Below are 24854 nucleotides of genomic sequence, written 5' to 3' on the forward strand. Positions count from 1 at the left end.
GCGCCATGGATGCAGTCCAGGTCAGTTTCTGGGTGGTCGTGCTGCTGGTCGTGCTGGCCATCGGTTTCGATTTCATGAACGGCTTTCACGATGCCGCCAACTCGATTGCCACGGTGGTGTCGACAGGGGTGCTCAAGCCGCAGCAGGCGGTGCTGTTTGCCGCGTTCTTCAACGTCATCGCCATCAGCGTCTTCCAGCTCAAGGTGGCCGCCACCGTGGGCAAGGGCATCGTGCTGCCCGGGGTGGTTGACCAGCACGTCGTCTTCGGCGCGCTGGTGGGGGCCATTGTCTGGAACATCGTGACGTGGTGGTACGGCATTCCGTCGAGTTCGTCGCATGCGCTGATCGGCGGCATCGTCGGGGCGGTGGTCAGCAAGGCCGGCACCGACGCGCTGGTGTCCGCCGGGGTGTGGAAGACGGTGCTGTTCATCTTCCTGTCGCCCACGCTCGGCTTCGTGCTGGGCTCGCTGCTGATGGTGATCGTGGCGTGGGTGTGTCGAGACACTTCGCCGCTCAGGGTGGACAAGTGGTTCAGACGATTGCAACTGGTCTCGGCCGGCCTCTACAGCCTGGGTCACGGCGGCAATGACGCGCAGAAGACCATCGGCATCATCTGGATGCTGCTGATCGCCTCGGGCTACGCTGCAGTGGGCGACAAGATGCCGCCGAACTGGGTGATCTGGGCCTGCTACCTGGCCATCGGTGCTGGCACGATGTTCGGTGGCTGGCGCATCGTCAAGACCATGGGCCAGAAGATCACCAAGCTCAAGCCGGTGGGCGGTTTCTGTGCTGAGACGGGCGGCGCCATCACGCTGTTCATCGCCACGGCGATGGGTGTGCCGGTGTCGACCACCCACACCATCACCGGCGCCATCGTCGGCGTGGGCTCCACGCAGCGGGCCTCGGCCGTGCGCTGGGGCGTGGCGGGCAACATCGTCTGGGCGTGGATTTTCACCATTCCCGCGTCTGCTGCAGTGGCGTCGGGCGCCTACATCCTCAGCAACTACTTGTTCTGATGCCGCACTGATTCGCTGCGAACTCCCGCAAAAAAGCCGGGCTGAATCTGCTTCAGCCCGGCTTTGCCACGTCTGGAGCGCAGAAATCTACTGGCTCAACTCGCGCGAGGCTTCGATCTGCGACTCGAAGAAGCGCTGCATGCCGAAGCTCAGGGTCGACACCATCACGATGCCGCCGATGAACAGCGCCAGCACCACGCCGATCACGGTGGCCCAGTTGCTGGGCGCGCTCGCGGCAGCATGGGCGTTGTAGCGTGTATTCCAGCGCTCGTCGGCCATCAGTCCGAAGTAGAGCGCGCTGATCATCGCGGCGGTGATGCTGATGCCGGCCAGCGGCATCAGCAAGGCGGCCAGGTTGTCGTCCATGCCAAGTTCAAACGCGCGCTGCAGGCCCTTGAGGCCCAGCAGCGTCGGGAACAGGTGCAGCCAGCCGGCGTAGTCGCGCAGGCCGTGCAGGTAGAAACGGTGCAGGCCGAAGCCGCCGCCCAGCAGGGCCAGCCAGGTGGTGAGGGTCTTGGATTTGGTGGCGCTCATGCGGCGTCTCCGGTCGAGGGTTGAATGCTCTTGGCCTGCGGCCCGTATTCCTGCGGCGAGCTGTTGTCGCCTTCGCCGAGGTCGCGTTGCATCAGCACCACATCGAGCCAGCGGTCAAATTTCCAGCCCGCACTGCGCATCACGCCCACATCGCTGAAGCCGCAGCGCCGATGCAGCGCCACCGAACCGGCGTTGGCCGAGTCGCCGATGACCGCGAACATCTGCCGGGCGCCGAGCGCCGTGCAGCGCGCGATCAGCTCCGCCAGCAGCAGCCGGCCCACGCCCTGGCCCTGGGCGTCAGGGTGCAGATAGACCGAATCCTCCAGTGCAAAGCGGAACGCCAGGCGAGGGCGGAAGTGGTTGACGTAGGCGTAGCCGATGACGTGGCCGTCGCGCTCGGCCACCAGCCAGGGCAGGCCTTTGGCGAGCACATCGTCGCGGCGGCGCGCCATGTCGGCGGCGTCGGGCGGCTCGATCTCGAAGGTGCCGGTGCCGTGCAGGACGTTCCAGGCATAGATCGCGGTGACTGCCGCCAGATCGGCTTCAGTGCTGGGTCGGATGAGTAGGGCTGACATGCCGCTTATAATCGCAGGTTTTCCGGCGACGGCTGTTCAGCGCTCAATGCCTTCGGGCTTGATGCAACGCAGCACGTATCTAGCGGGGCCGGAGAAAAACAGCCAACTTCCGATGAGCTGCCTTTGTGCGCTTGCCGGGAAATTTCAATGATCTGCTGACCTGCGTGTCTCCTGGTCGGGTAGATCACTCAACGTTAGTGATCAAAGGAAACATCATGGTCGTGATCCGACTCGCACGCGGCGGCTCCAAGAAGCGCCCCTTCTACAACATCGTTGCTGCCAACAGCCAGAACCGCCGTGACGGCCGTTTCCTGGAGCGCGTGGGTTTCTACAACCCCGTGGCCGCTGCCACCGAAGAAGGCCTGCGCGTTGCTTTCGACCGCCTCGAGCACTGGGTGAACCACGGCGCACAAATGTCGCCCACCGTGATTCGTTTGGTCAAGCAAGCCCGCGCCAAGGTTGCTCCGGCAGCCTGAGGCAGGTTCTGGCCCTCTCACTGCATCAAGGCGCTGACAGAACATGACTTCTGCTGACGTGGAAGCCCATCTGCCGGCCGATGCGGTCGAGGTGGCCCGGATCATCGGCCCTTGGGGTATCAAGGGCTGGATCCGGGTCCAGACCTACGCTGCCGACGCGCAGGCGGTTCTCACTTCGAAGCGCTGGTTCTTGCTGCCGCCCGAAGGCCGCCCCGTCTCGGTGGCATCCGCCTTGCCCCGCTTGCTGAACATCACGCAAGCCAAGGAGCATGGCGAGGGCATCGTCGCCACCGCGCAGGAAGTTCCTGACCGCGAACGCGCTGAAACCCTCAAAGGCGCACGCATCTTCGTGTCGCGCGCCAGTTTCCCGTCCGCCGGCATCGGCGAGTACTACTGGGTCGACCTGATGGGTCTGGCCGTCGTCAACCGCGCCGGCGAATCGCTGGGCACGGTGACCGATCTGCTCGACACCGGCCCGCACAGCGTGCTGCGGCTGAGCTTTCCCGGCGTCGACGACAAGGGCAATGCCATCACCGATGAGCGCCTGATTCCCTTCGTGGCCGCCTACATCGATGAAGTCAGCCTTGAGAACAAGCGCATCGTGGCCGATTGGGGCCTCGATTACTGAGTTTTCTGCAGTCGGGAGGCCGCTCGGCCATGCGCTTTGACGTCCTGACGCTGTTCCCCGAACTGTTCGAGCCTTTCCTGCACGCGGGCGTGACCCGCCGCGCCTACGAGAGCCGGCAGGTCGATGTGCGCCTGTGGCAGGTGCGCGACTTCGCCACCGACAACTACCGCCGTGTCGACGACCGCTGCTACGGCGGCGGCCCTGGCATGGTGATGCTGGTCGAGCCGCTCGAACGTGCGCTGGCCGCCATCCGCGCCGAGGCCGGCCCCGACGCACCCGTGATCCATTTCAGCCCCGCCGGTGCGCCGTTGACGCAGGCGCGCGTGCAGAAACTGGCCGCCACGCCTGGCGCGATCCTGCTGTGCGGCCGCTATGAAGGCATCGACCAGCGCTTCATCGACCGGCATGTCGATGAGGAAATCAGCCTGGGTGACTTCGTGCTCTCGGGCGGCGAGTTGCCCGCGCTGACGCTGCTCGACGCCGTCACGCGCCTGCAGCCCGGTGTGCTCAACGACGCCGCCTCGCACGAGCAAGACAGCTTCTCCGACGGCCTGCTCGACTGCCCGCACTACAGCCGCCCCGAGCGCCTGGGTGATTCGGCTGAAGCCAGCGTGCCGGCGGTGCTGATGTCCGGCCATCACGCCGAGATCGCGCGCTGGCGCCGGGCGCAGCAACTGGCGATCACCGCCCGGCGTCGGCCCGACCTGATCGTGGCCGCACGCGCGGCGGGTACGTTGAGCAAGGCTGACGAGAAGATACTGGCCGCTCTGCAGCTATAATCTTGGGTTTCGATCCTCTGCCGGGTCGGCGCGACGCGCCAAAATCATTCGCCGGCACGATCGCTTGGAGTCCTCTCAATGAACCTGATTCAACAACTCGAGCAAGAAGAAATTGCTCGCCTCAACAAGACCATCCCCGTGTTCGCTCCTGGCGACACCGTGATCGTCGGCGTCAACGTCGTTGAAGGCACCCGCAAGCGTACCCAGGCCTTCGAAGGCGTGGTGATCGCTCGCCGCAACCGTGGCCTCAACAGCAGCTTCATCGTGCGCAAGATCGCCAGCGGCGAAGGCGTGGAACGCACGTTCCAGCTGTACAGCCCGCTGATCTCGTCGATCGAAGTCAAGCGCCGCGGCGATGTCCGTCGCGCCAAGCTGTACTACCTGCGCCAGCGCAGCGGCAAGTCGGCACGCATCAAGGAAAAGCTGGCCTGAGCGTAGCGAAACTGCGGCGCTTGCGCCGCAGGGTCTGGCGAAGCCAGAACGGCGAGCTTTCGTTAAAAGCTGGTCTGAGCTTCATAGCTCACCAAGACAAAGCCGCCCTCGGGCGGCTTTGTGCTTTCCGGCCTATGCTGCTGCGATGAGTTCGCCCCTGATCCGAGACCCGCGCATCGTTCCCATCGAGAGCGCAGACCACCACTTGCCACCGATTGCCGACGCGCAACTGCGTCTGGCTGCACTGCGCCAGCGCTTTCTGCAGCCGCCCGACTGGACGCCCGAGTTCTCGGGCGACGGCGCGCGCTTCTCCGACCGTGAACCCAAGCCGGCCTCGGTGCTGGTGCCGCTGGTCCAGCGCGAGCATGGCCTGAACGTGCTGCTGACGCGCCGCGCCGATCACCTGCGTGATCACGCCGGCCAGATCAGCTTTCCCGGTGGCCGCGCCGAGCCGTGGGAAACCGAGCCCGCCCAGACCGCGCTGCGCGAGGCGCATGAAGAAGTCGGCCTGCCGCCCGCTGCGGTCGAAATCCTCGGCCGCTTGCCGTCCTACACCACCGTGACCTCGTATGTGGTGACGCCGGTGGTCGGGCTGATCACGCCGCCGTTGCATCTGCAGATCGACCCGTTCGAGGTGGCCGAGGCCTTTGAGGTGCCGTTGCGCTTCCTGATGACGCCGGCCCACCATCGCCGTCACCGCTACGAATCCGAGCAGGGCGCGCGCCACTTCCTCTCCATGCCCTGGCATGGGGTGGATGCCACGGGCGCCGAGCGCGAATACTTCATCTGGGGCGCCACAGCCGCCATGCTGCGCAACCTCTATCGCTTTCTGGCCGCCTGAAACGGGCGCGTCGGTGGCGGAAGGTGCAAATCGCGCCGGTATCATCTGCGCATGAGCTTTTTCGCGGTCCTGCTGGCCCTGATCATTGAACAATTGCGGCCTCTGCCGCGCGGCAATCCGGTGCACGAGGCGTTGATTGCCTGGTCGCGCTGGACGGGGCATAACTTCGACGCGGGCCGGGAACATCACGCCTGGGTGGTGTGGGCCGTGACGATCTTCGTGCCCGCGCTGCTGGTGTTTGGCGTGCATGCGCTGCTGTACCACTACAGCCTGGTGCTGGCGCTGGCCTGGGATCTGGTGGTGCTCTACCTGACGCTGGGCTTCCGCCAGTTCAGCCATTACTTCACCGACATCCGTGACGCGCTGGAGCAGGGCCAGGAAGACAAGGCACGCCAGTTGCTGCAGGCCTGGCGCAACCTTGACGCCAGCGAGCTGCCGCGCACCGAACTGCTGCGCCACGTGATCGAGCACGCGCTGCTGGCCGCGCACCGGCACGTCTTCGGCGTGTTCTTCTGGTTTGTGCTGGGCTCGGCCATGGGCCTGGGGCCGGTCGGCGCGGTGGTCTACCGCATGGCCGAGTTCTGCGCACGCTACTGGGCGCACAAGAGCGTCACGCTGGCGGCCCCCACGCATGAGCGGCTGATGCAGCGCTCGCAGCTGGCGTTCTCCATCATCGACTACGTGCCCACGCGCCTCACGGCGGCCGGGTTTGCGGTGGTGGGCAACTTCGAGGAAGCGGTCGACTGCTGGCGCCGCTATGCCGGGCTGTGGAAGCACGGCAATGACGGCATCCTGCTGGCCTCGGCCGCCGGTGCGGTGGGCGTGGCCCTGGGTGGCGTGCACGCGCCTGAACTGGCGCCCGTCCGCCCGGTGGATGGCAACGCCACGGTCACGGGCCGCTTTGATGCCGGCTACATCCCCGATGAGGCCGAGGCCGAAGGCAGCACTTCGGGCGCCGTGCCGCAACTGGCGCACCTGCGCTCGGTGGTCGGCCTGGTGTGGCGCTCGATGATCCTGTGGATGCTGCTGCTGGCGCTGCTGTCGCTGGCCAATCTGCTGGGTTGAATCGCTGCGGCTGACTCAGCCCGGCAGCATCTGACGCACCAGGCCGCCGGCCAGCGTCAGCATCATCACCGCGATGCCGGTGTCGAGCACGCGCCACGCGGCGGGTTGCTTGAACACCGGCGCGAGCCGCCCGGCGCTCCACGCCAGCAGTGAGAACCACAGCACGCTGGCGGTGACGCCGCCCGCCGCAAAGACCCACTGGCGACCTGCACCCTGTGAATTGGCCAGCGAGCCCAGCAGCACGACCGTGTCCAGCCACACATGCGGGTTGAGCCAGCTGAAGGCCGCAGCACGCCAGATCGCCGCACTGCGGCTCAGTGCCGCGCCACCCGCTGCATCCGACAGCCCCGCATCCTGCCGCCAGGCCCGCCGCGCTGCCTGCCACCCATAGCTGGTGAGGAAGATGATGCCGGCCACCGTCAGCGCCGGCACCGCCCAGGGCAAGCCCTCGGACAACCAGCCCACGCCCGCCGTGCCCAGGGTAATCAGCACCGCGTCCGATACGGCGCACACCACTACCACCGGCAGCACATGCTCGCGCCGCAGGCCCTGGCGCAGCACGAAGGCGTTTTGCGCGCCGATGGCGATGATGAGACCAGCGCTGGACGCCAGGCCGAACAGGTAGACGGAGATCAGTTCGAGGTTCATGCCGCGCAGCGTAGGAAATCGATCAGCAGCGGTCCAGCTAAACTTTCTTCAGTTGATGAAGTTGAGCTTCATTTGCGCTGGAATCACGCTTGGAAAGGGCACGCTGCCATGGTCGATCTTCAGGTCCTGCGGGCGCTGGTCGCCATCCTGCGTGCCGGCAGCTTCGAGCGGGCGGCGCGGCAGTTGCACATCACGCCATCGGCGGTGTCGCAGCGCGTGCGCACGCTGGAAGAGCGCCTGGGCTGCGTGCTGCTGGTGCGCGGCAATCCGGTCACGGCCACCGCCGAAGGCGAGCGCCTCTACCGCCATTACCTGCAGATCGAGATGCTGGAGGCCGACCTGGCCCACGACCTGACGCCGCTGGCGGTCGATGCCGCCGCCGGCCAGCCGCGCCGCATTCCGATCGCGCTCAATGCCGACAGTCTGGCCACCTGGGGCGTGGCCGCGCTGGCCGACTTTCAGTCGCGCAGCAGCGACACCCTGACGGTGCACCTGGACGATCAGGACCACACCCGCGACTGGCTGCGCCGGGGCACGGTGTTTGGTGCGGTCACGGCCGACGCCGAGCCGGTCAGCGGCTGCCGGGTCGAGCCGCTGGGCGCGATGCGCTACACCCTGGCCGTCAGCCCCGCGTTCGCCGCGCGCCATTTCGCAGGCGTTTCTCTGGCCGAAGGCCTGCAGCGTGCGCCGAGGCTGGTGTTCAATGAAAAAGACCAGATGCAGCAACGCTTCCTGGCCGAGATCGTCGGTGGTGATGCCGCAGACCCGCCCGGCCTGCCGCCACAGTGGCAGCTGCCCTCGACGCATGATTTTCTGGCCGCAGCTCGCGCCGGACTGGGCTGGGGGCTGCATCCCCGCACCTTGCTGGCCGAGGAGTTTGCTGCCGGGCGACTGGTTGACCTGTGTCCGCAGCACAGCGTGTTCGTGCCGCTGTTTTGGCAAAGCTGGCGGCTGGATTCGGCCACGGTGCGCAGCCTGAACGGCTGCATCGTGCGGGCGGCGGCGGCCGTGCTGGAGCCGCTGCCGCGCTGACCGACCCGTATCGACTTACCAGCGCTTGCCCGACAACTCCGCGCGCAACTCCAGATAGATGCGGTAGCGCGTCGCGGCGATCTCGCCCCGGTCGAGCGCGGCGCGCACCGCGCAGCCCGGTTCCTGGTCGTGGCTGCAGTTGCTGAAGCGGCAATCGGCCTGGTGCTTGGCCAGGTCTGGCATCAGGCGCGCCAGTTCGGTGGCCGGAATGTGGCGCATGCCGAATTCCTGGAAGCCGGGCGAGTCGATCAGCGCACCTTCGCGCGACTCGTCGAGCCAGTACCAGCGCGTGTGCGTGGTGGTGTGGCGGCCCGAGTTGAGCGCAGTCGAGATCTCGCCCACCTGCGCCGCCGCGTTGGGCACCAGCAGGTTGACCATCGTGCTCTTGCCGGTGCCCGAGGGCCCCAGCACCAGCGTCGTGCCGTGCGCCAGCAGCGGCGTGAGCTGCGCACGGGCCAGTTCCGGCGTCAGCGTCGAGGTGCCGCCTTCGTCGTCCTTGGCCTTGAGCGCCACCTCGATCACGTCGTAGCCCATGGCGGTGTAGGGCTTGAGGCGCTCGCGCGCCAGTTCGGCGGCTTCGCCCAGGTCGACCTTGTTGAGCAGGATGTGCACGGCGATGTCGGCGTGCTCGGCGGCGATCAGCGCGCGGCTCAGCTGGCTTTCGCTGAACACCGGCTCGGCGGCGACCAGGATCAGCAGGCGGTCCAGGTTGGCGGCAAAGCTCTTGGTGCGCCATTCGTCCTGGCGGTAGAACAGGTTGCGGCGCGGCACGATCGACTCGATCACGCCTTCGTCGCCTCGGGTGTCGGTCACCTTCCAGCGCACATGGTCGCCGACCACGCAGTCGCTTTTCTTGCCGCGCTGGTGGCATTTCACCTCGCGGCCTTCCGGCGTCTGCACCTTGTAGTGCCGGCCGTGGCCGGCCAGGACCAGGCCCGTGTTCAGGTCGTCGATAGTCAATTCCTCAGTGGGCGACACGGCGTGCCGCGTCAGATGCATCAGGCCTGCGGCAGCGCCGCGAGGCGCTCGCTCGCGGGCGGGTGGGAGTAGTGCACGCGCACGTAGAGCGGGTCGGGCGTGAGCGTGTTGGCATTGTCTTCGTAGAGCTTGAGCAGCGCGCCCGACAGGTCGCTGGACCGCGCCTGGGCGCAGGCGTAGGCGTCGGCCTCGAACTCGTGCCTGCGCGACACGGCAGCACTGAGCGGGCCGATGAAGAAGCCGAACACCGGCCCCGCCATCATCAGCAGCACCAGCGCCAGGCCGTGGTTGGGCGCCGTCATGCTGGGGATGACGCCCAGGCCGGCATAGAACGCCGGCTGCTTCATCAGCCAGCCCAGCAGTGCCAGGCTCACCAGCCAGATGCCCATCACCGTGACGATGCGCTTGGGCACATGGCGATGGTGGAAGTGGCCCAGCTCATGAGCCAGCACCGCCTCGATCTCGCCAGGCGACAGGCGCTTGAGCAGCGTGTCGAAAAACACCACGCGCTTGCTGGCGCCAAAGCCGGTGAAGTAGGCGTTGGCGTGCGCCGAGCGCTTGCTGCCGTCCATCACGTACAGGCCCTGGGCCTTGAAGCCACAGCGCGCCATCAGGCTCTGCACGCGAGCCACCATGTCGGTGTCGGCCAGCGGCTCGAACTTGTTGAACAACGGTGCGATCACGGTCGGGTAGAGCACCTGCATCAGCAGCGTGAAGCCGGCCAGCACCGCAAAGGCCCACAGCCACCACAGGTCGCCGGCGGCGGACATCAGCCACAGCAGCAGCGCGGCCAGCGGCAGCGCGATCACCGCGCCGACCAGGTTGGTGACGACCAGATCACGCAGCCACAGAGCCGGCGTCATGCGGTTGAAGCCGAAGCGCTGCTCCAGCTTGAAAGTGCGCCACAGGTCGAAGGGCAGGTCCAGCACGCCGCTGACCAGCGCCACGCCCACCAGCAGCGCCAGCTGGTAGGCCATGTCGCCCCAGCGCGGCTGCACGGTCTGCAGCAGCCAGCCGTTGAGGGCGTCGAGCCCGCCCAGCAGCGTCCAGCCCAGCAGCACCGCGCCGCCCCAGGCGGTGGTGAGCAGGTCCTGGCGCTGGCGGGCGATGGTGTAGTCGGCTGCCTTCTGGTGCGCGGCCAGGCTGACGGTGGCGGCAAACGCGGCCGGCACGGCCTCGCGGTGCCGCGCCACGTGGCGGATCTGGCGGCTGATCAGCCACAGCCGTGCTGCCAGCATCAGGACCAGCGCAACGGCGAATGTGAAGGTGACAAAAGGTGCAGTCATGCGTGGATTCTCTCCCAGCCCCATGGACAGATTGCGCGGCGGGGCCATGGGACAATTTGAGGCATTCAAAGGGGATCGCAATGACCGAAGCCGGCCAACTCAGCCGCAATGACCAGAACCTGATCTGGATCGACCTGGAGATGACCGGGCTCGACCCGGCCAACGACCGCATCATCGAGATCGCGGTGGTCGTGACCGACGCCCAGCTCAACCTGCGCGCCGAAGGCCCGGTGATCGCCGTGCACCAGACCGACGAGGCGCTGGGCCGCATGGACGCCTGGAACCGCGGCACCCACGGCAAGAGCGGGCTGACCGAGCGCGTCAAGGCCTCGACCATCAGCGAGGCGCAAGCCCAGGCCGAGGTGATTGCCTTCCTGAAGCCCTACATCAGCGCCAAGACCTCGCCGATGTGCGGCAACAGCATCTGCCAGGACCGCCGCTTCCTGGCCAACTACATGCCGCAGCTGGAAGCCTTCTTCCACTACCGCAACCTCGACGTGTCGACGCTCAAGGAGCTGGGCAAGCGCTGGAAGCCGGAGATCATGGACGGCTTCAAGAAGCACCAGAAGCACACCGCGATGGCCGACATCCACGAGTCGATCGACGAGTTGATTTACTACCGCCAGCACCTGCTGTCGGTCTGAGGACGGATCGAAACGGCTGACCGGGCGGCGTTCAGTGCGCCGCCGCCACCTTCTGCAGCAGCTCGATCAGCATGGCGCGCTCGGCGCGGCTCAGGTTGTCCTGCAGGCTGTCTTCCATGTGCTGTGCAGCGGCGCTGCATTGATCGGCCAGCGCTATGCCAGCCTCGGTCAGCAGCACGTGCTGCGAGCGGCCATCGGTGTCGCTGCGCACGCGTGTGAGCACGCCGCGCTCCTGCAGCTTGTCCAGCATGATCGTGAGCTTGGGGGCGGTCAGCCCCAGCGCGGCGGCCAGTTGCTTGGGCGTGGGCAGGGCGTTGGCCTGCAGCAGCAGCAGCAGCGAATATTCCGCGGGCCGCAACTGCAGCGGCTCGCCGGCGTGGCGCATGAACAGTTCGTGCGTGGCCAGCCGCGCCTTGGCGATCTGGTAGCCCAGCACGTCGCCCAGGGCGCCGTCGGACAGGGCGGGTTTGCGTTTGACCATGGCGCGGGAGTCTAAGGCGGTGCCCATGGCCGCGCTGGCGGCTGTGTTCAGGCCCGCACCCAGGGCAGTGCCGGCATCTGCTGCACACGCTGCCAGCGCCACTGCGCGGCGGGCAGCAGCCAGTCCAGCCCGAACTGCGCCAGCTCGCGCTGACGGGCGGCGTCATTCGCATCCACACGCCGATCCGCCGTGCGCGCCAGCCGCGCCCACGCCCAGGCCAGCAGGGCGTGGCCCATGCCGTGCATCACGTCGTCGGCGACCACGAAGGGCGCTTGCGCGTCGGTGGCGCGTGCGGCCTGCAGCGCGGTGATGGCCGCGCGGATCCGCGCGGCCTGCTCCTCCAGGGCCGCGCTGAAGGCCGGCAGGCCGGCGGCGGCGCAGCGTCCGGCCTCGGCGGTGAACTCGGCCAGCAGCAGGTCGATGCGGCGTGGCGTGTCCAGCAGCTTGCGCATCACCAGGTCGATGGCCTGGATCTCGTTGGTGCCCTCGTAGATCAGGGCGATGCGGCTGTCGCGCACATGCTGCTCGATGCCGTACTCGTGGATGAAGCCGTAGCCACCGAACACGCCCAGCGCGTCGTCGGCGCCGCGGTGGCCGAGGTCGGTCAGGAAGGCCTTGACGATGGGCGTCAGCAGCGCGACCAGGTCACCGGCTTCGCGGCGGCGGGTCGCGTCGGGCTGCTGCTCGTGCTCGTCGAGCAGCAGCGCGGTCCAGTAGGCCAGCACGCGCGCGGCGGCGGTCTGGGCCTGCAGCGTCAGCAGGATGCGGCGCATCGCCGGATGCCAGACGATCAGGTCGGCGCCGCTGGCAGTGGCTCCCTCCGGCCTGGCGGGCGCGCGCAGCTGCACGCGTTCCTGGGCGTAGGCGATGGCGCGCCGGGTCGCGGCGTCGAGGTGGCCCAGGCCCTGCATGCCGACGTTCAGGCGCGCCGAGTTCATCATCAGGAACATCGCGGCCAGGCCCGCCCCGGGCTCGCCGAGCAGCCAGCCTTCGGCGCGGTCGAAGCGCATCTGGCTGGTCACGCTGCCATGGATGCCCATCTTGTGCTCGATGCCGTCACACCAGACCGTGTTGCGGCGGCCCAGTCCGCCGTCGGCGCCGGGCATGAACTTCGGCACCAGGAACAGGCTCAGGCCCTTGGTGCCCGGCAGGGCGTCGGGCAGGCGGGCCAGCACCAGGTGGACGATGTTGTCCGTCAGGTCGTGGTCGCCGCAGGAGATGAAGATCTTGTTGCCGCTGACCGCCACCCGGGCGCCGTTGACGGGCGGGCCGCCGTCCAGCAGCTCGGCCTTGGAGCGGATCAGGCCCAGGTCGCTGCCGGCCTGGGGCTCGGTGATGCTCATCGTCGCCAGCCACTCGCCGCTGACCACCTTGGGCAGGTAGCGCTCGCGCAGCTCGGGCGTGGCGGTGGCCCGGATGGATTCGCAGGCGCCGTGCAGGATGCCCGGGTACATGGTCCAGGCGTGGTTGGCGGCGCTCAGCATCTCGAACAGCGCGGCGTTCAGCACCTGTGGCAGGCCCTGGCCGCCGATGTCCGGGGCGCAGGCCAGCGCCGGCCAGCCACCGTCGACAAAGGCCTGCCAGGCGGCGGGAAAGCCATCAGGCGTCCTGACCTCGCCGCCGCCGTGCTCGCCGGCGCTCCAGCGGCAGCCTTGCCGGTCGCCGGGGCCGTTGAGCGGGGCCAGCACGTCCTGGGCAAAGCGGCCGGCCTGTTCGAGCACTTCGCGCGCCAGGTCGGCGTCGACTTCGGCGTAGGCGGGCAGCTGTGCCCAGACGGCGGGCGCGTCGAGCACCTGCTCGATCACGAACTGCATCTCCTGCAGCGGGGCGGTGTAGTGGTTCATCTCAGGGGCTCAGGCGTGTTTCAGGCGTGCTTCTTCTGCGCGCCGAGGTAGGTCTCGATCACGCGGGCGTCGCCGGCCAGATCGCGCGCCGGGCCTTCGAGGCCGATGGCGCCGGTCTCCAGCACGTAGCCGTAGTCGGCCACTTCCAGCGCGGCGCGGGCGTTCTGCTCGATCAGCAGGATGCTGACGCCGGTGCTGCGCAGCTGCTCGACGATGCGGAAAATCTCGCGCACCACCAGCGGCGCCAGGCCCAGGCTGGGCTCGTCGAGCATCAGCAGCTTCGGGCGGCTCATCAGCGCGCGGCCCACCGCCAGCATCTGGCGCTCGCCGCCCGACAGGGTGCCGGCCAGCTGCACGCGGCGCTCTTTCAGGCGCGGAAACAGGGTGTAGACCTCGTCGAGCCGGTCGCGCCACTGCGCGTTGCCCAGCCGCATCTGGCGCCAGCCGCCGAGCACGAGGTTGTCCTCGACCGGCATGGTCGAGAACAGCTCGCGCTTCTCGGGCACCAGCGCCAGGCCGAGCATGACGCGCTCTTCGAGCGTGGCGCGGCCGATGTCCTGGCCGTCAAAAATGATCTGGCCCCGGCTGGCGAGCACGCCCATCAGGGCGTTGAGCGTGGTCGACTTGCCCGCGCCGTTGGGGCCGATCACGGTGGCGACCGCGCCCGGGTCGACGTGCAGGTTCAGGCCCGAGAGCACCTCGGCGCGGCCGTAGCCGGCGTGCAGGCCACGAACCTGCAGCAGGGGAGTGGTGTTTGCGCTCATGTTCAGTGCTCAGTTCCGAGATAAGCGGCGCGCACGATCGGGCTTTCCTGCACTTCGGCGGGCGTGCCCTCGATCAGCTTGGTGCCGAACTCCATCACCACGATGCGGTCGGTCAGGTTCATGACGAAGTCCATGTCGTGCTCGACCAGCAGGATGCTCATGCCTTCGGCCTTGAGCTGCTTGAGCACGTCGGCCAGCGCCTGCTTTTCCTTGTGGCGCAGGCCGGCGGCGGGCTCATCGAGCAGCAGCAGCGCCGGGTCGGTGCACAGCGCGCGGGCGATCTCCATCAGCCGCGCCGGGCCCAGCGCCAGGTTGCCGGCCAGCTCGTGCATCTGCTCTTTCATGCCGATGCGCGCCAGCTGGCGCTCGGCTTCCTTGAACAGGCGGCGTTCCTCGTCGCGGTCGGTGCGCAGCATGGCGGCCAGCGTGCCCTTGTGGCTGCGCAGGTAGCCGCCCAGGGCGACGTTCTCCAGCACCGTCATGTCGGGCAGCATCTTGACGTGCTGGAAGGTGCGCGACATGCCGCGCTCGGCGATCTGGCGCGAACTCAGGCCGCCCACGGCCTGGCCGCGAAACTGCACCCGGCCGCCGGTCAGGCCCAGCACGCCGGTGATCAGGTTGAAGGTGGTGCTCTTGCCGGCGCCGTTGGGGCCGATCAGGCCCATGATCTCGCCGGCGCGGATCTGGAAGCTCACGTCGTTGACGGCCACCAGCCCGCCGAACTGCTTGCGCACGGCCTGCACGTCCAGCAGCAGCTCGCCCGGGGTCGGCTTGCTGCGCTCGTCCAGCGCGGCGGCATCGGCCCAGTCGCGCGGGCGGGGCGACGCCGGCAGCCAGCGGGCGGTCAGCTTCTCGACAAACGGCCACAGGCCTTGCGGTGCGTACTTCAGCACCACCACCAGCACGATGCCGAAGACGATGATCTCGTAGTTGCCGCTGCCGCCGATCAGCCGCGGCAGCAGCACCTGCAGCTGGTCTTCCAGCAGCTTGACCACCGCCGCGCCCATGAAGGCGCCCCAGACATTGCCGATGCCGCCCAGCACCGCCATGAACAGGTACTCAATGCCCTTGCCGAGCGCGAACGGCGACGGGTTGACCGTGCGCTGGAAGTGCGCGAACAGCCAGCCCGACAGGCACGCCAGCATCGCGGCCAGCACGAATACCAGCACCTTGTAGCGGTAGGTGGAGATGCCCATGGCCTCGGCCATCGTCACGCCGCCCTTGAGGGCGCGGATGGCGCGGCCGGTGCGCGAATCCAGCAGCCGGATCACCGCCACCGCGCTCAGCAGCGCCACTGCCCAGATCAGGTAGTAGTAGCTGCGTCCGGAGGCCAGGCTGAGGCCGAAGAACTCCATCGCCGGCACGCCCAGGATGCCGTCGTACTTGCCCAGCCATTCCATGTTGGACATGGTGTAGTAGAGCGACAGCGCCCAGGCGATGGTCGCCAGCGGCAGGTAATGGCCCGACATGCGCAGCGTGATGGCCGCCAGCACCAGCGCCACCACCACCGTGATGGCCAGACCGACCCACACCGTCAGCCAGGGCGACAGGCCGACCTGCGTCGTCAGGTAGGCCGAGGTGTAGGCGCCCAGGCCCACGAAGGCGGCCTGGCCGAAGGAGGTCAGCCCCGCGACGCCCGTCAGCAGCACCAGGCCGAGTGCAATCAGCGCGGCCAGGCCGATGTAATTGAGCTGCGTGATCCAGAACTCGGGCGTGGGCAGCAGCGGCAGCGCGGCCAGCAGCAGCACGGTGGCAAAAAAGAAGGAACGGCGGGCGTTCATGGTGAGTCCCATAGCTTCCCAAATCACTCTTCGTCGTGGTGCGGGTCGCGCAAGCTGCGCCACAACAGCACCGGCAGGATGGAGGTGAACACGATCACCTCCTTGAACGAGCTGGCCCAGAACGAGCCGAAGGCCTCCAGCACGCCGACGCCGATGGCGCCCACTGCCGCCAGCGGGTAGCTCGCCAGCCCGGCAAATACCGCCGCCACGAAGCCTTTCAGGCCGATCAGGAAGCCCGAGTCGTAGAAGATCGTGGTGGTCGGCCCGATCAGCAGGCCCGAGAGCGCGCCGATGAACGCCGCCATCGTGAACGACAGCCGCCCGGCCTGCGTGGTCGGAATGCCCATCAGCCGCGCGCCCAGCCGGTTGACGGCCGTGGCGCGCAAGGCCTTGCCGTAGAGCGAGCGCTCGAAGAACAGCCACAGCATCACGATCAGCGCCGCCGAGGCGCCCAGGATGATGACGGCCTGCCCCGACAGCATCAGCGCGCCGAGCTGGAAGCGCTCATCCCAGAAACTCGGGTTGCGAAAGCCCTCGGCGCCGAAGAACAGCAGCCCCATTCCGGTCAGCGCAAAGTGCACGCCCACCGACACGATCAGCAGCACCAGCACGGTGGCGTCGGCCAGCGACTCGTAGGCCAGCCGGTAGAGCAGCCCACCCATCGGCGTGACGATCGCCAGCGTCAGCAGCGCCTGCAGCCCCAGCGACAGCTTGAGCGGCGCCATCCAGACCGCCAGCAACGCCACCGCCGCCGGATAGGCCAGCGTGCGCACGGCTCCGATCACCAGCCGCCCGACCGGCAGGCCGCGACGCGCGCCGTGGAAACCGTCCAGCACCGCCGTCAGCACCGCCATCAGCAACAGCAGCCAGACCGTGCCTGGCACCTGGCCCAGCTGCAGCATGGCGAGCGTGAGCGCGCCGAACGCGACGAACTCGCCCTGCGGAATGAAGATGACCCGCGTGACGGCAAACAGCAGCACCGTCGCCATGGCCAGCAGCGCGTAGATGGCGCCGTTGGTCAGGCCGTCGAGGGCCAGGATGCTGGCAATCGAGAAGTCCATGGAATCTGCTCAGTTGAGGTGCATGAGGAACATCAGGCACCGAAGCTACCGGCCCGGCGCCCGGGGCTCACATTCACTCGACTTTCCAGTCGCCGTTGACCACCTTGAGCATCACGCCGGTCTCGGTCGTGAAGCCCCAGTGGTTGTCCTTGGAGTAGGTCAGCACGCCGTGCGAGACCACGGTGCGGCCCATGGTTTCGGTGGCGTCTTTCAGCGCCGCGCGGAATTCCTTGGTGCCCGGCTTGGCCTTCTTGAGGGCGACCGGGATGATCTTTTCCAGCACCAGCGCGGCGTCATAGGCGTGGCCGGCAAACTGGTTGCGCGAGCCGGCGCCGTAGGCCTTCTCGTACTTCTGCACGAAGTCCAGCGCCACCTTCTTGGACGGGTGGCTGTCGGGCAGCTGGTCACCGATCACGGCTGGGCCGGAGACGACGTAGGCACCCTCGACATCCTTGCCGCCGATGCGCATCAGGTCGCGCGTGGCTGCGGCATGGGTCTGGTAGATCTTGCCCTTGTAGCCGCGCTCGACGATGCCCTTGTGCGGCATGGCCGCGCCGGAGCCGGAGGCCACCACCAGGATGGCGTCCGGGTTGGCGGCCACCAGCTTGAGCGCCTGGCCGGTCACGGCGGTGTCGCTGCGGGCAAAGCGCTCGGTGGCGATGATCTTGATGCCCGGGGCGATCTTGGCGGCTTCGGCCTGGAAGTCCTTGAGCCAGCTTTCGCCGTAGGCGTCGGTGTAGCCCAGGAAGCCCACGGTCTTGATGCCGAGCTTGCTCATGTGCTGCAGCACCGCGTTCGACATCACCGCATTCGACTGCGGCAGGCGGAAGGCCCAGCTGTCCTTGCCGGCTTGCAGCACCGCCGGCGAGAACATGAAGTGCGGCGTGGCGGCTTCGGCCACGATGTCGGCCATGGCGATGGCCGGCGGCGTGGCGGCCGAGCCCATCACGATGTCGACCTTGTCCTCGGTGACGAAGCGCTTGGCGTTCTGCGCGCCCTTGGTCGGGTCGCTGGCGTCATCGAGCACGGTGATGTTGAGCTTCTCGCCGCCGATGCTGGCCGGCCAGAGCTTGATGGCGTTGCTCATCGGAATGCCCAGCCCGCTGGCCGGGCCGGTCAGCGGCAGGCTGATGCCGATGTGGATGTCCGCCTGCGCCAGGCCGGCACAAGCCAGCAGGCTCGCGGCCACCACGGGGCGGAGTGCGTTGTTCAGTGCAGTGTTGATGGCGTTCTTCATCATGTCTCCTCAGGGCGGCAATGTGCCGGGATGGCGGTGGGGCAGCAATCAGTGTTTATCCGACTGACCGGTCGGTTTATAAATCGTTGAGGCAAAACGGCGCTTCAGCGCGGCGCCAGGCGCAGCGCGCCGTCGAGCCGGATCACCTCGCCGTTGAGGTGGCCGTTGCTGACGATGTGCGCGGCCAGCGACGCAAACTCTTCCGGCTGACCGAGTCGTTTCGGGAAGGGAATCGACGCGGCCAGCGACGCCTGCACCGCCTCGGGCAGCTCGTTCATCAGCGGTGTGGCGAACAGGCCGGGGGCGATGGTGCAGACGCGCACGCCCCACTGCGCCAGGTCGCGCGCCAGCGGCAGCGTCATGCCGACCACGCCGCCTTTGCTGGCCGAATACGCCTCCTGGCCGACCTGGCCGTCGAACGCGGCCACCGAGGCGGTGTTGACGATCACGCCGCGCTCGCCGTCGTTGGACGCGGACGGCAGCGCGTCGAGCCGGGCGATGCGCGCCGCAGCCAGGCGGATCATGTTGTAGGTGCCGATCAGGTTGACGCGCACCACGCGCTCGAAGTCCTCCAGCGGCGCGGGTGAGCCGTCGCGCTGGATCACGCGTCTGGCGCTGCCAATGCCGGCAATGTTCATCACGATGCGTGCGGGGCCGTGCGCGGCCTCGGCCGCATCGAGCGCAGCCGTCACGCTGGCGCTGTCGGTGATGTCGCAGCGGCAGGCCAGGCCGCCGATCTCTGCGGCCACCGCCTGCGCGCCGGCCTCGTTGACGTCCAGCACCGCCACGCGGGCGCCGAGTCGCGCCAGTTCCCGCGCCACGGCGGCCCCGAGGCCCGAGCCCCCGCCGGTGACGAGGGCGGCTTGTCCTTGAATCTGCATGGGAGGGTTCCTTAAATCTTGTTCGGCAGGATCAGGAACGGGTCGCTGTCCCGTCCTTCATAAAGCGCATCGACCAGCGCGGCGCGGTGTTGCAGCACGGCGCGCTGGTTGATCGAGCCCTTGTCGGTGACCTCGCCCAGGTCGATCGAAGGCGGCTCGGCCAGCACGTGCAGCCGGGTGGGCCGGTTGGCGCTGCCGGTGCCTTGGCGCCACAGCGTGTCGGCCAGGGCCTGGAAGAAGGCGCGCACTGCCGGGTGGTGCAGCACCTCGGGCGCGGGCGTGGCCGCACTCAGGTCGGCCAGGCGCCGGCATTCGTCCAGGCGCGGAAAGATCAGCAGGCCGATCTCGTCGCGGTTCAGGCCGGTGACGACGACGTCCTGCACGCACGGGTCGCCCGCACCGATGACGCGCGCCCGCAGCGGCCCGACGCTGACGAAAGTGCCGGTCGAGAGCTTGAAGTCCTCGGCAATGCGGCCATCGAAGCGCAGGCCCAGCGTGGGCTGGTCGGGGTCGATGAAGCGGACGGCGTCGCCGGTGCAGTAGTAGCCCTCGGCGTCGAGCGCCTCGGCGGTCTGCTCGGGCGCGCGCCAGTAGCCGGGCATGACGTGCGGGCCGCGAAAGCGGATCTCGACCTTGTCCCACGGACTGCGGTTGTGGATGTCTCCGGTCGGCACCAGCTTGACCTCGCAGCCCGGCACCGGCAGGCCGATGTGGCCGGAGCGCACATCCGGGCCCAGCGCAAAGGTGGCTGACGGCGCGGTCTCGGTCATGCCCAGGCCGGTGATCATGGGCACGCGCTGGCCGCGCGTCTGCTCGCCGATCCGGTCGAGCCGGTCCCACACCGCCTGCGACAGGCCGGCGCCGGCAAAGAAGAAGGCCTTCAGGCGCGCGAACAGCGAGCGGCGCAAGGGCTCGTCGTGTTCTGCCGCGCTGGCGATTTCTTCCAGGCCCTTGGGTACGTTGAAGTAGACGGTGGGCGAGACCTCGCGCAGGTTGCGCAGCGTCTCGGCGATGCCCTTGGGCGTGGGCTTGCCCTCGTCGATGTAGAGCGTGCCGCCGTTGTAGAGCGCGATACCGACGTTGTGGTTGCCGCCGAAGGTGTGGTTCCACGGCAGCCAGTCGACCAGCACGGGCGGCTCGTCGGCCAGGAAGGTCATGCTCTGGCGAATCATCTGCTGGTTGGCACACAGCATGCGCTGGGTGTTGATGACCGCCTTGGGCAGCTTGGTCGAGCCGGAGGTGAACAGGAACTTGGCGATGGTGTCCGGGCCGACCTGCGCATGCGCCGCGTCGCCGGAGGCGCCCGGCGTGGTGGCCAGCAGCGCGTCGAAGGGCGTCACGGTGCGGTCGTCAAGCGTGCCCTGGGTCAGCACCACCTCGACGTCCGGCCCGGCCACCGCGCGAATGGCCTTGCCGTAGGCGGCCGACGAGGCGAACACCAGCCCCGGCGTCACGGTGGCAAAGACATGGCGCAGCTTGCCGTGGTCCTGCGAGATGAGCGAATACGCCGGCGACACCGGCACATGCGGCACGCCGGCCCACATCGCGCCGAGCGCGAGCGTCAGGTGCTCCAGATCGTTCTCCGACAGGATCGCCACCGGCCGCTCGGCCGACAGGCTGCGGTCGGTCAGCGCCTGGCCGACGGCGCGCACGCGCTGCAGCATCTGCGCGTAGCTGATGCGCCGCCAGTCACCGCCTTGGTCCCGTTTGGCCGCGAAGGTGCGCTCGGGCACCTCGGCCGCCCACTGTTCCAGCGCGTCGGTCAGGCGGTCGGGAAACCAGCGCAGCGGCTCGGTCGCGCGCAGCACCTGGCAGCCGTCGGCGCGGGTTTCCAGCGTGGCGCGCAGGCCGTCAGTTGCCGGGGTGGGGGACTGGGGCGCATGCATGGCTCAGGCTCCTGACTTGACGACCTTGCCGGCGCGCTTTTCCAGGAAGGCGCGCAGGCGCTCCTGGGCTTCGGGCGTGCTTTCGGCCACTGCGGCCATCAGCGATTCGGTGAACAGGCCATCGGACTGCGACTGGTCGGCAATGCGTGGCAGCGCGTGCATGACGGCGTAGTTGGACAGCGGCGCGTTGGTGGCGATGCGCGCGGCCAGCGCCAGCGCCTTGGCAACCGCCTCGCCCTCGGGCACCAGGTACTGCGCCAGGCCGGCGGCGTAGCCTTCCTGCGCGTCGTAGACGCGGCCGGTGAGCATCAGGTCGGTGACGCGCGCCACGTTCATCAGGCGCGGAATCCGCACCGAGCCGCCGCCGCCCAGGAAGATGCCGCGCTGGCCTTCGGGCATGCCGAAGTAGGCGCTGGCGTCGGCCACCCGCACGTGGCAGGCGGCCGCCATTTCCAGCCCGCCGCCGACCACCGCGCCGTGCAGCGCCGCCACCACCGGCACCCGGCCGAACTGGATGGCGTCAAACGCGGCGTGCCACATGCGCGAATGGAACACGCCCGAGGCCACATCGCGCTCGACCAGCTCCGACAGGTCGAGCCCGGCGCAGAAGTGCTGCCCTGCGCCGCTGATGACGGCCGCGCCCACGCCCTCGGGCACGTTGATCAGCGCAGTGTGCAGTTGGCCGATCAGCACGTCCGACAGCGCGTTGCGCTTGGCCGGGCGGTTGAGGCTGATGTGCAGCACGGCGCCGCCGACGCGGATGTCCAGCAGGTCCAGCCCGGCCAGCAGGCCGGTGGCGGGGGAGAAGTCGATGGCAGTGGTGGCGTTCATGCGGGCTCGGGTGAGATGTCGTGAGGGGTCGTGAAGTCTTGAGGCGGTATTTAGTTCATAAATATAAGTAGATGACGACGCTTCAAGATCGGTGAAAACCCGCTGATCGAATGTAAATAAGGACGATGTTTCGGGTTAACCCTTGATCGAGATGGCTTGTTTGATTTCAGAATGCAACCATCTAACGCTCCCTGGAACGCTGCCATGAACCATCAGGACCTGATCGCCATCGACATCCACACCCACGCCGAGGTGTCGTGCTGGAACCCGTTCGACGCCTATGGCGAAGAGTTCGACCGCGCGGCCGACAAGTACTTCCGCGCCGGCAAGCGCCCGACCATCGACGAGACGGTGGCCTACTACCGCGAGAAGAAGATCGGCCTGGTGATGTTCACGGTCGACAGCGAGAGCCAGATCGGCCGGCGCCGCATCCCCAACGAGGAGATCTGCGAGGCGGCGCAGAAGAACAGCGACATGATGATTGCCTTCGCCAGCATCGACCCGCACAAAGGCAAGATGGGTGCGCGCGAGGCGCGCCGGCTGATCGAGGAGCACGGCGTCAAGGGCTTCAAGTTCCACCCCACCGTGCAGGGTTTCCTGCCCTACGACCGCATGGCCTGGCCGCTCTACGAGGTGATTGCCGAGTACAAGCTGCCGGCGATCTTCCACAGCGGCCACTCCGGCATCGGCTCGGGCATGCGCTGCGGCGGCGGCCTGCGGCTGCAGAACAGCAACCCGATGCTGCTCGAAGACGTGGCGATCGATTTCCCCGACATCGAGATCGTCATCGCCCACCCGAGCTGGCCGTGGCAGGACGAGGCGCTGAGCCTGGCGCTGCACAAGCCCAATGTCTGGATCGACCTGAGCGGCTGGAGCCCGAAGTACTTCCCGCAGCAGCTGGTGCAGTACGCCAACACGCTGCTGAAGGACCGCATGCTGTTCGGCAGCGACTACCCGCTGATCACGCCCGAGCGCTGGATGAAGGACTTCACCGAAGCCGGCTTCAAGCCCGAGGTGCACGACCTGATCCTGAAGGAAAACGCCAAGCGGCTGTTGCGCCTGGCGTGACGAATCACTGTCGCGCGCTGGAGCAACGCTCAGGCGACGCCCCGCCCGGCGCAACAGTGACACAGCCGTGAGGCCATTCAGAACAAGGGTTGACCCTGATCAAATGGAGCCGAGGACGGGCGTGCTGGCCCTGATGGATGCAATCGCCTTGCTGGGCACGGCCATTGCAAAAGCGGGCGATCCGGGGGCGTCCTGCTCCTGCTTCTTCAGGAGACCTCCATGTCGTTTTTCCGTCCCGCCTTGATGGCCGCCGCCGTCACCCTGACCTTGACCGCCGGTGCGGCCCGTGCCGCCGACGGCGTGACCGTCTACAACCAGGCCTGCGCGATGTGCCATGTGCCCGGCCTGGCCAATGCGCCCAAGCTCGGCGACAAGGCTGCCTGGGAGTCGCGCCTGAAGACCGGCCGCGACGCGCTGCTGGTCAGTGCCATCAAAGGCAAGGGGGTCATGCCGCCCAAGGGTGGCAATCCCAAGCTGAGCGACGAGGAAATCGCTGCAGCGCTGGACCACATGCTGGCGGCATTGAAATAACGGGATGAATTGCACGGTGCCCCGATGACCCGTGAAAAACCCGGCGCTGCATGAGTGGTAGCATTTCTGCAGCTTTGGACGACTGAGGGGTATGTGGTGAATCATTGATATTCACCATGACCTTGTCCAGAGCGCCATCAATTCAACGCGACGAGGTATTCCATGGGTTTGTTCGACATGTTCAAGGGTGATTCTGGTGAAAAGATGACGCCTCATCTGGCGTTTGCCACCAGCTTGCTCTACATGATGTCGGCGGATGGCGAGATCGATCATGAGGAGATCGGTCACCTGCTGTCGGTGCTGGGCGGCCAGGACCAGGGCAATGGCGTGGTGGGCGTGGGTGCGCAGAGCCAGGCTCTGCTCGACAGCGCGTCAAAATATCGCCGCAAGAACACGGTCGACACCTTCCTGCAGGAGGCGGCTCCTCTGCTGAGCGATGCGCAGAAGATGTGCATCATGATCAACCTGATCGACTCCTCGCTGGCCGACGGTCAGCCCGAGCCGCAGGAGCAGGAGCTGTTCTCCAAGTTCCTGCGTGCGTTCAATATCAGCGAAGAGCGTTTCCGTCCGTTCTTTGAAGTGATCATGATCAAGACCGATCGCACGGTATTCACCAACCAGTCTCACCCGAGCAATCAGCCTGGGCATCAGATCAAGTTGTCGATCTGATATTTCCTGACCCTCAAATAGAAACGCGGCCCATGGGCCGCGTTTCTATTGGGAATCCCGTGCAGGGATTCCGGGTGTCATGCTGGATTACTGCTCCGCGAAGGCACGCTCAATCACGAAATCGCCCGGTGTGGTGGTATTGCCTTCGGCAAAGCCGCGCTCTTCGAGCATGCGCTTCAAATCCTTCAGCATGGCCGGGCTGCCGCAGATCATGGCGCGGTCTTCGGCCGGGTTGAAGGCCGGCAGACCGAAGTCGTTCCACAGCCGACCGTCTTCGATCAGGTCGGTGATGCGGCCTTGGCGCTCGAACGGTTCGCGTGTCACGGTCGGGCAGTAGATCAGCTTGTCGCCGATCAACTCGCCCAGGAACTCGTGGTTCGGCAGGCTCTTGAACAGATCCTGATAAGCCAGCTCGTTGACCTGACGGCAGCCGTGGACGACGATGACCTTCTCGAAACGCTCGTAGGTTTCCGGGTCCTGGATGATCGACAACCACGGCGCCAGGCCGGTGCCGGTGCCGAACAGGTACAGGCGCTTGCCGGGGTTGAGGTAGTCGACCAGCAGCGTGCCGGTGGGCTTGCGGCCGACCAGGATCTTGTCGCCGACCTGCAGGTGTTGCAGGCGCGAGGTCAACGGGCCGTCGGGTACCTTGATCGAGAAGAAGTGCAGGCTTTCTTCCCAGTTCGGGCTGGCGACGCTGTAGGCGCGCAGCAGCGGTTTGCCGTTGACGGGCAGGCCGATCATGACGAAATGGCCGCTCGAGAACCGGAACGCCGGGTCGCGGGTGGTGGTGAAGCTGAACAGGCGATCGGTCCAGTGGTGGACCGCCGTGACGGTCTCTTCGTTGAAAGGTTTCATCGCAATCGGGCGTCAGTCATGGCCGGTG

The 24854-nt window shown here is 67.3% G+C and carries 27 protein-coding genes; 12 read left to right on the forward strand and 15 right to left on the reverse strand.

What is annotated here, in order from left to right; genetic code table 11:
• The first annotated feature begins 5 nt into the window (after positions 1 to 5).
• Entirely contained in the window at positions 6 to 1016 is a 1011-nt protein-coding gene (locus AC5IG3_RS02485; RefSeq protein WP_491904690.1) for an inorganic phosphate transporter, read from the forward strand.
• 87 nt (positions 1017 to 1103) lie between these two features.
• Here the strand turns inward: AC5IG3_RS02485 and AC5IG3_RS02490 are convergent, their stop codons facing one another.
• Together AC5IG3_RS02490 and AC5IG3_RS02495 are read right to left on the reverse strand one after the other, a co-directional pair.
• Positions 1104 to 1550, reverse strand: a complete 447-nt coding sequence (locus AC5IG3_RS02490) for an NINE protein (RefSeq protein ID WP_491904691.1) — start codon at positions 1548 to 1550, stop codon at positions 1104 to 1106.
• Positions 1547 to 2125 carry a GNAT family N-acetyltransferase gene (locus AC5IG3_RS02495; RefSeq protein WP_491904692.1) on the reverse strand — a complete coding sequence of 193 codons (579 nt, stop codon included), beginning with the start codon at positions 2123 to 2125 and terminating at the stop codon, positions 1547 to 1549. Before AC5IG3_RS02495 ends, AC5IG3_RS02490 begins: the two co-directional genes overlap by 4 nt.
• A gap of 215 nt (positions 2126 to 2340) precedes the next feature.
• Between AC5IG3_RS02495 and rpsP the strand changes: the two genes are divergently transcribed.
• From rpsP to AC5IG3_RS02525, 6 genes are all read left to right on the forward strand, one after another.
• On the forward strand, positions 2341 to 2601 hold the full coding sequence (rpsP, locus tag AC5IG3_RS02500; protein WP_491904693.1) for a 30S ribosomal protein S16: 261 nt from the start codon (positions 2341 to 2343) through the stop codon (positions 2599 to 2601).
• 43 nt (positions 2602 to 2644) lie between these two features.
• On the forward strand, positions 2645 to 3229 hold the full coding sequence (rimM, locus tag AC5IG3_RS02505; RefSeq protein WP_491904694.1) for a ribosome maturation factor RimM: 585 nt from the start codon (positions 2645 to 2647) through the stop codon (positions 3227 to 3229).
• Positions 3230 to 3258: 29 nt separating this feature from the next.
• Positions 3259 to 4008: a tRNA (guanosine(37)-N1)-methyltransferase TrmD gene (gene trmD / locus AC5IG3_RS02510; RefSeq protein ID WP_491904695.1), complete on the forward strand. Its 750-nt coding sequence runs from the start codon at positions 3259 to 3261 to the stop codon at positions 4006 to 4008.
• 78 nt (positions 4009 to 4086) lie between these two features.
• Positions 4087 to 4440, forward strand: a complete 354-nt coding sequence (rplS, locus tag AC5IG3_RS02515) for a 50S ribosomal protein L19 (RefSeq protein ID WP_491904696.1) — start codon at positions 4087 to 4089, stop codon at positions 4438 to 4440.
• Between the two features lie 145 nt (positions 4441 to 4585).
• The gene (locus AC5IG3_RS02520) at positions 4586 to 5281 is read left to right on the forward strand and encodes a CoA pyrophosphatase (RefSeq protein WP_491904697.1); all 696 of its coding nucleotides are present in this window, start codon (positions 4586 to 4588) and stop codon (positions 5279 to 5281) included.
• 51 nt (positions 5282 to 5332) lie between these two features.
• A complete protein-coding gene (locus AC5IG3_RS02525; RefSeq protein ID WP_491904698.1) occupies positions 5333 to 6346 on the forward strand; it encodes a CobD/CbiB family protein in 1014 nt (337 codons plus the stop codon).
• A gap of 15 nt (positions 6347 to 6361) precedes the next feature.
• Here the strand turns inward: AC5IG3_RS02525 and AC5IG3_RS02530 are convergent, their stop codons facing one another.
• Positions 6362 to 6994, reverse strand: coding sequence for a LysE/ArgO family amino acid transporter (locus tag AC5IG3_RS02530; protein WP_491904699.1), 633 nt, complete (start codon positions 6992 to 6994; stop codon positions 6362 to 6364).
• Positions 6995 to 7102: 108 nt separating this feature from the next.
• Between AC5IG3_RS02530 and AC5IG3_RS02535 the strand changes: the two genes are divergently transcribed.
• Positions 7103 to 8026, forward strand: a complete 924-nt coding sequence (locus AC5IG3_RS02535) for a LysR family transcriptional regulator ArgP (protein ID WP_491904700.1) — start codon at positions 7103 to 7105, stop codon at positions 8024 to 8026.
• Between the two features lie 15 nt (positions 8027 to 8041).
• Here the strand turns inward: AC5IG3_RS02535 and rsgA are convergent, their stop codons facing one another.
• Positions 8042 to 9025: a ribosome small subunit-dependent GTPase A gene (gene rsgA / locus AC5IG3_RS02540; protein ID WP_491904701.1), complete on the reverse strand. Its 984-nt coding sequence runs from the start codon at positions 9023 to 9025 to the stop codon at positions 8042 to 8044.
• On the reverse strand, positions 9025 to 10290 hold the full coding sequence (locus tag AC5IG3_RS02545) for a M48 family metallopeptidase (RefSeq protein WP_491904702.1): 1266 nt from the start codon (positions 10288 to 10290) through the stop codon (positions 9025 to 9027). The genes rsgA and AC5IG3_RS02545 overlap by 1 nt, the downstream gene beginning before the upstream one ends.
• Positions 10291 to 10370: 80 nt before the next feature.
• On the opposite strand from AC5IG3_RS02545, the gene orn reads away from it, so the two are divergent.
• Positions 10371 to 10934, forward strand: coding sequence for an oligoribonuclease (gene orn, locus AC5IG3_RS02550; RefSeq protein ID WP_491904703.1), 564 nt, complete (start codon positions 10371 to 10373; stop codon positions 10932 to 10934).
• 31 nt (positions 10935 to 10965) lie between these two features.
• Here the strand turns inward: orn and AC5IG3_RS02555 are convergent, their stop codons facing one another.
• The 9 genes from AC5IG3_RS02555 to AC5IG3_RS02595 all read right to left on the reverse strand — a co-directional run bounded on the left by AC5IG3_RS02555 (position 10966) and on the right by AC5IG3_RS02595 (position 21700).
• Positions 10966 to 11415, reverse strand: coding sequence for a MarR family winged helix-turn-helix transcriptional regulator (locus AC5IG3_RS02555; protein ID WP_491904704.1), 450 nt, complete (start codon positions 11413 to 11415; stop codon positions 10966 to 10968).
• Positions 11416 to 11462: 47 nt separating this feature from the next.
• Positions 11463 to 13259: an acyl-CoA dehydrogenase family protein gene (locus AC5IG3_RS02560; RefSeq protein ID WP_491904705.1), complete on the reverse strand. Its 1797-nt coding sequence runs from the start codon at positions 13257 to 13259 to the stop codon at positions 11463 to 11465.
• Positions 13260 to 13279: 20 nt separating this feature from the next.
• Positions 13280 to 14023 (reverse strand): ABC transporter ATP-binding protein, encoded by a 744-nt coding sequence (locus tag AC5IG3_RS02565; RefSeq protein ID WP_491904706.1) that lies wholly within the window; start codon positions 14021 to 14023, stop codon positions 13280 to 13282.
• A 2-nt stretch (positions 14024 to 14025) separates the two neighbouring features.
• Entirely contained in the window at positions 14026 to 15804 is a 1779-nt protein-coding gene (locus AC5IG3_RS02570) for a branched-chain amino acid ABC transporter ATP-binding protein/permease (RefSeq protein ID WP_491904707.1), read from the reverse strand.
• A gap of 23 nt (positions 15805 to 15827) precedes the next feature.
• Positions 15828 to 16865: a branched-chain amino acid ABC transporter permease gene (locus tag AC5IG3_RS02575; protein WP_491904708.1), complete on the reverse strand. Its 1038-nt coding sequence runs from the start codon at positions 16863 to 16865 to the stop codon at positions 15828 to 15830.
• A gap of 73 nt (positions 16866 to 16938) precedes the next feature.
• Positions 16939 to 18102: an ABC transporter substrate-binding protein gene (locus tag AC5IG3_RS02580; protein WP_491904709.1), complete on the reverse strand. Its 1164-nt coding sequence runs from the start codon at positions 18100 to 18102 to the stop codon at positions 16939 to 16941.
• A gap of 104 nt (positions 18103 to 18206) precedes the next feature.
• Positions 18207 to 18983, reverse strand: coding sequence for an SDR family NAD(P)-dependent oxidoreductase (locus tag AC5IG3_RS02585; protein WP_491904710.1), 777 nt, complete (start codon positions 18981 to 18983; stop codon positions 18207 to 18209).
• Between the two features lie 11 nt (positions 18984 to 18994).
• On the reverse strand, positions 18995 to 20869 hold the full coding sequence (locus tag AC5IG3_RS02590; protein ID WP_491904711.1) for a feruloyl-CoA synthase: 1875 nt from the start codon (positions 20867 to 20869) through the stop codon (positions 18995 to 18997).
• Positions 20870 to 20872: 3 nt separating this feature from the next.
• Positions 20873 to 21700, reverse strand: a complete 828-nt coding sequence (locus AC5IG3_RS02595) for a crotonase/enoyl-CoA hydratase family protein (RefSeq protein WP_491904712.1) — start codon at positions 21698 to 21700, stop codon at positions 20873 to 20875.
• 204 nt (positions 21701 to 21904) lie between these two features.
• Here AC5IG3_RS02595 and AC5IG3_RS02600 point away from each other — a divergent pair, with 204 nt between their 5' ends.
• The 3 genes from AC5IG3_RS02600 (at position 21905) to AC5IG3_RS02610 (ending at position 23968) form a co-directional block, all read left to right on the forward strand.
• On the forward strand, positions 21905 to 22768 hold the full coding sequence (locus tag AC5IG3_RS02600) for an amidohydrolase family protein (RefSeq protein WP_491904713.1): 864 nt from the start codon (positions 21905 to 21907) through the stop codon (positions 22766 to 22768).
• Between the two features lie 219 nt (positions 22769 to 22987).
• Entirely contained in the window at positions 22988 to 23299 is a 312-nt protein-coding gene (locus tag AC5IG3_RS02605) for a c-type cytochrome (protein WP_491904714.1), read from the forward strand.
• Between the two features lie 162 nt (positions 23300 to 23461).
• Entirely contained in the window at positions 23462 to 23968 is a 507-nt protein-coding gene (locus AC5IG3_RS02610; protein ID WP_491904715.1) for a tellurite resistance TerB family protein, read from the forward strand.
• 87 nt (positions 23969 to 24055) lie between these two features.
• Here the strand turns inward: AC5IG3_RS02610 and AC5IG3_RS02615 are convergent, their stop codons facing one another.
• The gene (locus AC5IG3_RS02615) at positions 24056 to 24826 is read right to left on the reverse strand and encodes a ferredoxin--NADP reductase (RefSeq protein WP_491904716.1); all 771 of its coding nucleotides are present in this window, start codon (positions 24824 to 24826) and stop codon (positions 24056 to 24058) included.
• Between the last annotated feature and the right edge of the window lie 28 nt (positions 24827 to 24854).

Source organism: Leptothrix sp. (in: b-proteobacteria) (assembly GCF_965250675.1).
Lineage (GTDB): Bacteria > Pseudomonadota > Gammaproteobacteria > Burkholderiales > Burkholderiaceae_C > Sphaerotilus.

Bases quoted from the DNA above. Each gene is read 5' to 3' on its own strand.
- AC5IG3_RS02485 (WP_491904690.1), top strand. From the start codon at position 6: ATGGATGCAGTCCAGGTCAGTTTCTGGGTGGTCGTGCTGCTGGTCGTG.
- rpsP (WP_491904693.1), top strand. From the start codon at position 2,341: ATGGTCGTGATCCGACTCGCACGCGGCGGCTCCAAGAAGCGCCCCTTC.
- AC5IG3_RS02560 (WP_491904705.1), bottom strand. From the start codon at position 13,259: ATGAACCACTACACCGCCCCGCTGCAGGAGATGCAGTTCGTGATCGAG.
- AC5IG3_RS02595 (WP_491904712.1), bottom strand. From the start codon at position 21,700: ATGAACGCCACCACTGCCATCGACTTCTCCCCCGCCACCGGCCTGCTG.
- AC5IG3_RS02495 (WP_491904692.1), bottom strand. From the start codon at position 2,125: ATGTCAGCCCTACTCATCCGACCCAGCACTGAAGCCGATCTGGCGGCA.
- AC5IG3_RS02555 (WP_491904704.1), bottom strand. From the start codon at position 11,415: ATGGTCAAACGCAAACCCGCCCTGTCCGACGGCGCCCTGGGCGACGTG.
- rplS (WP_491904696.1), top strand. From the start codon at position 4,087: ATGAACCTGATTCAACAACTCGAGCAAGAAGAAATTGCTCGCCTCAAC.
- rimM (WP_491904694.1), top strand. From the start codon at position 2,645: ATGACTTCTGCTGACGTGGAAGCCCATCTGCCGGCCGATGCGGTCGAG.
- rsgA (WP_491904701.1), bottom strand. From the start codon at position 9,025: ATGCATCTGACGCGGCACGCCGTGTCGCCCACTGAGGAATTGACTATC.
- orn (WP_491904703.1), top strand. From the start codon at position 10,371: ATGACCGAAGCCGGCCAACTCAGCCGCAATGACCAGAACCTGATCTGG.
- AC5IG3_RS02545 (WP_491904702.1), bottom strand. From the start codon at position 10,290: ATGACTGCACCTTTTGTCACCTTCACATTCGCCGTTGCGCTGGTCCTG.
- AC5IG3_RS02585 (WP_491904710.1), bottom strand. From the start codon at position 18,983: ATGCAGATTCAAGGACAAGCCGCCCTCGTCACCGGCGGGGGCTCGGGC.
- AC5IG3_RS02535 (WP_491904700.1), top strand. From the start codon at position 7,103: ATGGTCGATCTTCAGGTCCTGCGGGCGCTGGTCGCCATCCTGCGTGCC.
- trmD (WP_491904695.1), top strand. From the start codon at position 3,259: ATGCGCTTTGACGTCCTGACGCTGTTCCCCGAACTGTTCGAGCCTTTC.
- AC5IG3_RS02600 (WP_491904713.1), top strand. From the start codon at position 21,905: ATGAACCATCAGGACCTGATCGCCATCGACATCCACACCCACGCCGAG.
- AC5IG3_RS02580 (WP_491904709.1), bottom strand. From the start codon at position 18,102: ATGAAGAACGCCATCAACACTGCACTGAACAACGCACTCCGCCCCGTG.
- AC5IG3_RS02525 (WP_491904698.1), top strand. From the start codon at position 5,333: ATGAGCTTTTTCGCGGTCCTGCTGGCCCTGATCATTGAACAATTGCGG.
- AC5IG3_RS02590 (WP_491904711.1), bottom strand. From the start codon at position 20,869: ATGCATGCGCCCCAGTCCCCCACCCCGGCAACTGACGGCCTGCGCGCC.
- AC5IG3_RS02575 (WP_491904708.1), bottom strand. From the start codon at position 16,865: ATGGACTTCTCGATTGCCAGCATCCTGGCCCTCGACGGCCTGACCAAC.
- AC5IG3_RS02565 (WP_491904706.1), bottom strand. From the start codon at position 14,023: ATGAGCGCAAACACCACTCCCCTGCTGCAGGTTCGTGGCCTGCACGCC.
- AC5IG3_RS02490 (WP_491904691.1), bottom strand. From the start codon at position 1,550: ATGAGCGCCACCAAATCCAAGACCCTCACCACCTGGCTGGCCCTGCTG.
- AC5IG3_RS02615 (WP_491904716.1), bottom strand. From the start codon at position 24,826: ATGAAACCTTTCAACGAAGAGACCGTCACGGCGGTCCACCACTGGACC.
- AC5IG3_RS02605 (WP_491904714.1), top strand. From the start codon at position 22,988: ATGTCGTTTTTCCGTCCCGCCTTGATGGCCGCCGCCGTCACCCTGACC.
- AC5IG3_RS02530 (WP_491904699.1), bottom strand. From the start codon at position 6,994: ATGAACCTCGAACTGATCTCCGTCTACCTGTTCGGCCTGGCGTCCAGC.
- AC5IG3_RS02570 (WP_491904707.1), bottom strand. From the start codon at position 15,804: ATGAACGCCCGCCGTTCCTTCTTTTTTGCCACCGTGCTGCTGCTGGCC.
- AC5IG3_RS02610 (WP_491904715.1), top strand. From the start codon at position 23,462: ATGGGTTTGTTCGACATGTTCAAGGGTGATTCTGGTGAAAAGATGACG.
- AC5IG3_RS02520 (WP_491904697.1), top strand. From the start codon at position 4,586: ATGAGTTCGCCCCTGATCCGAGACCCGCGCATCGTTCCCATCGAGAGC.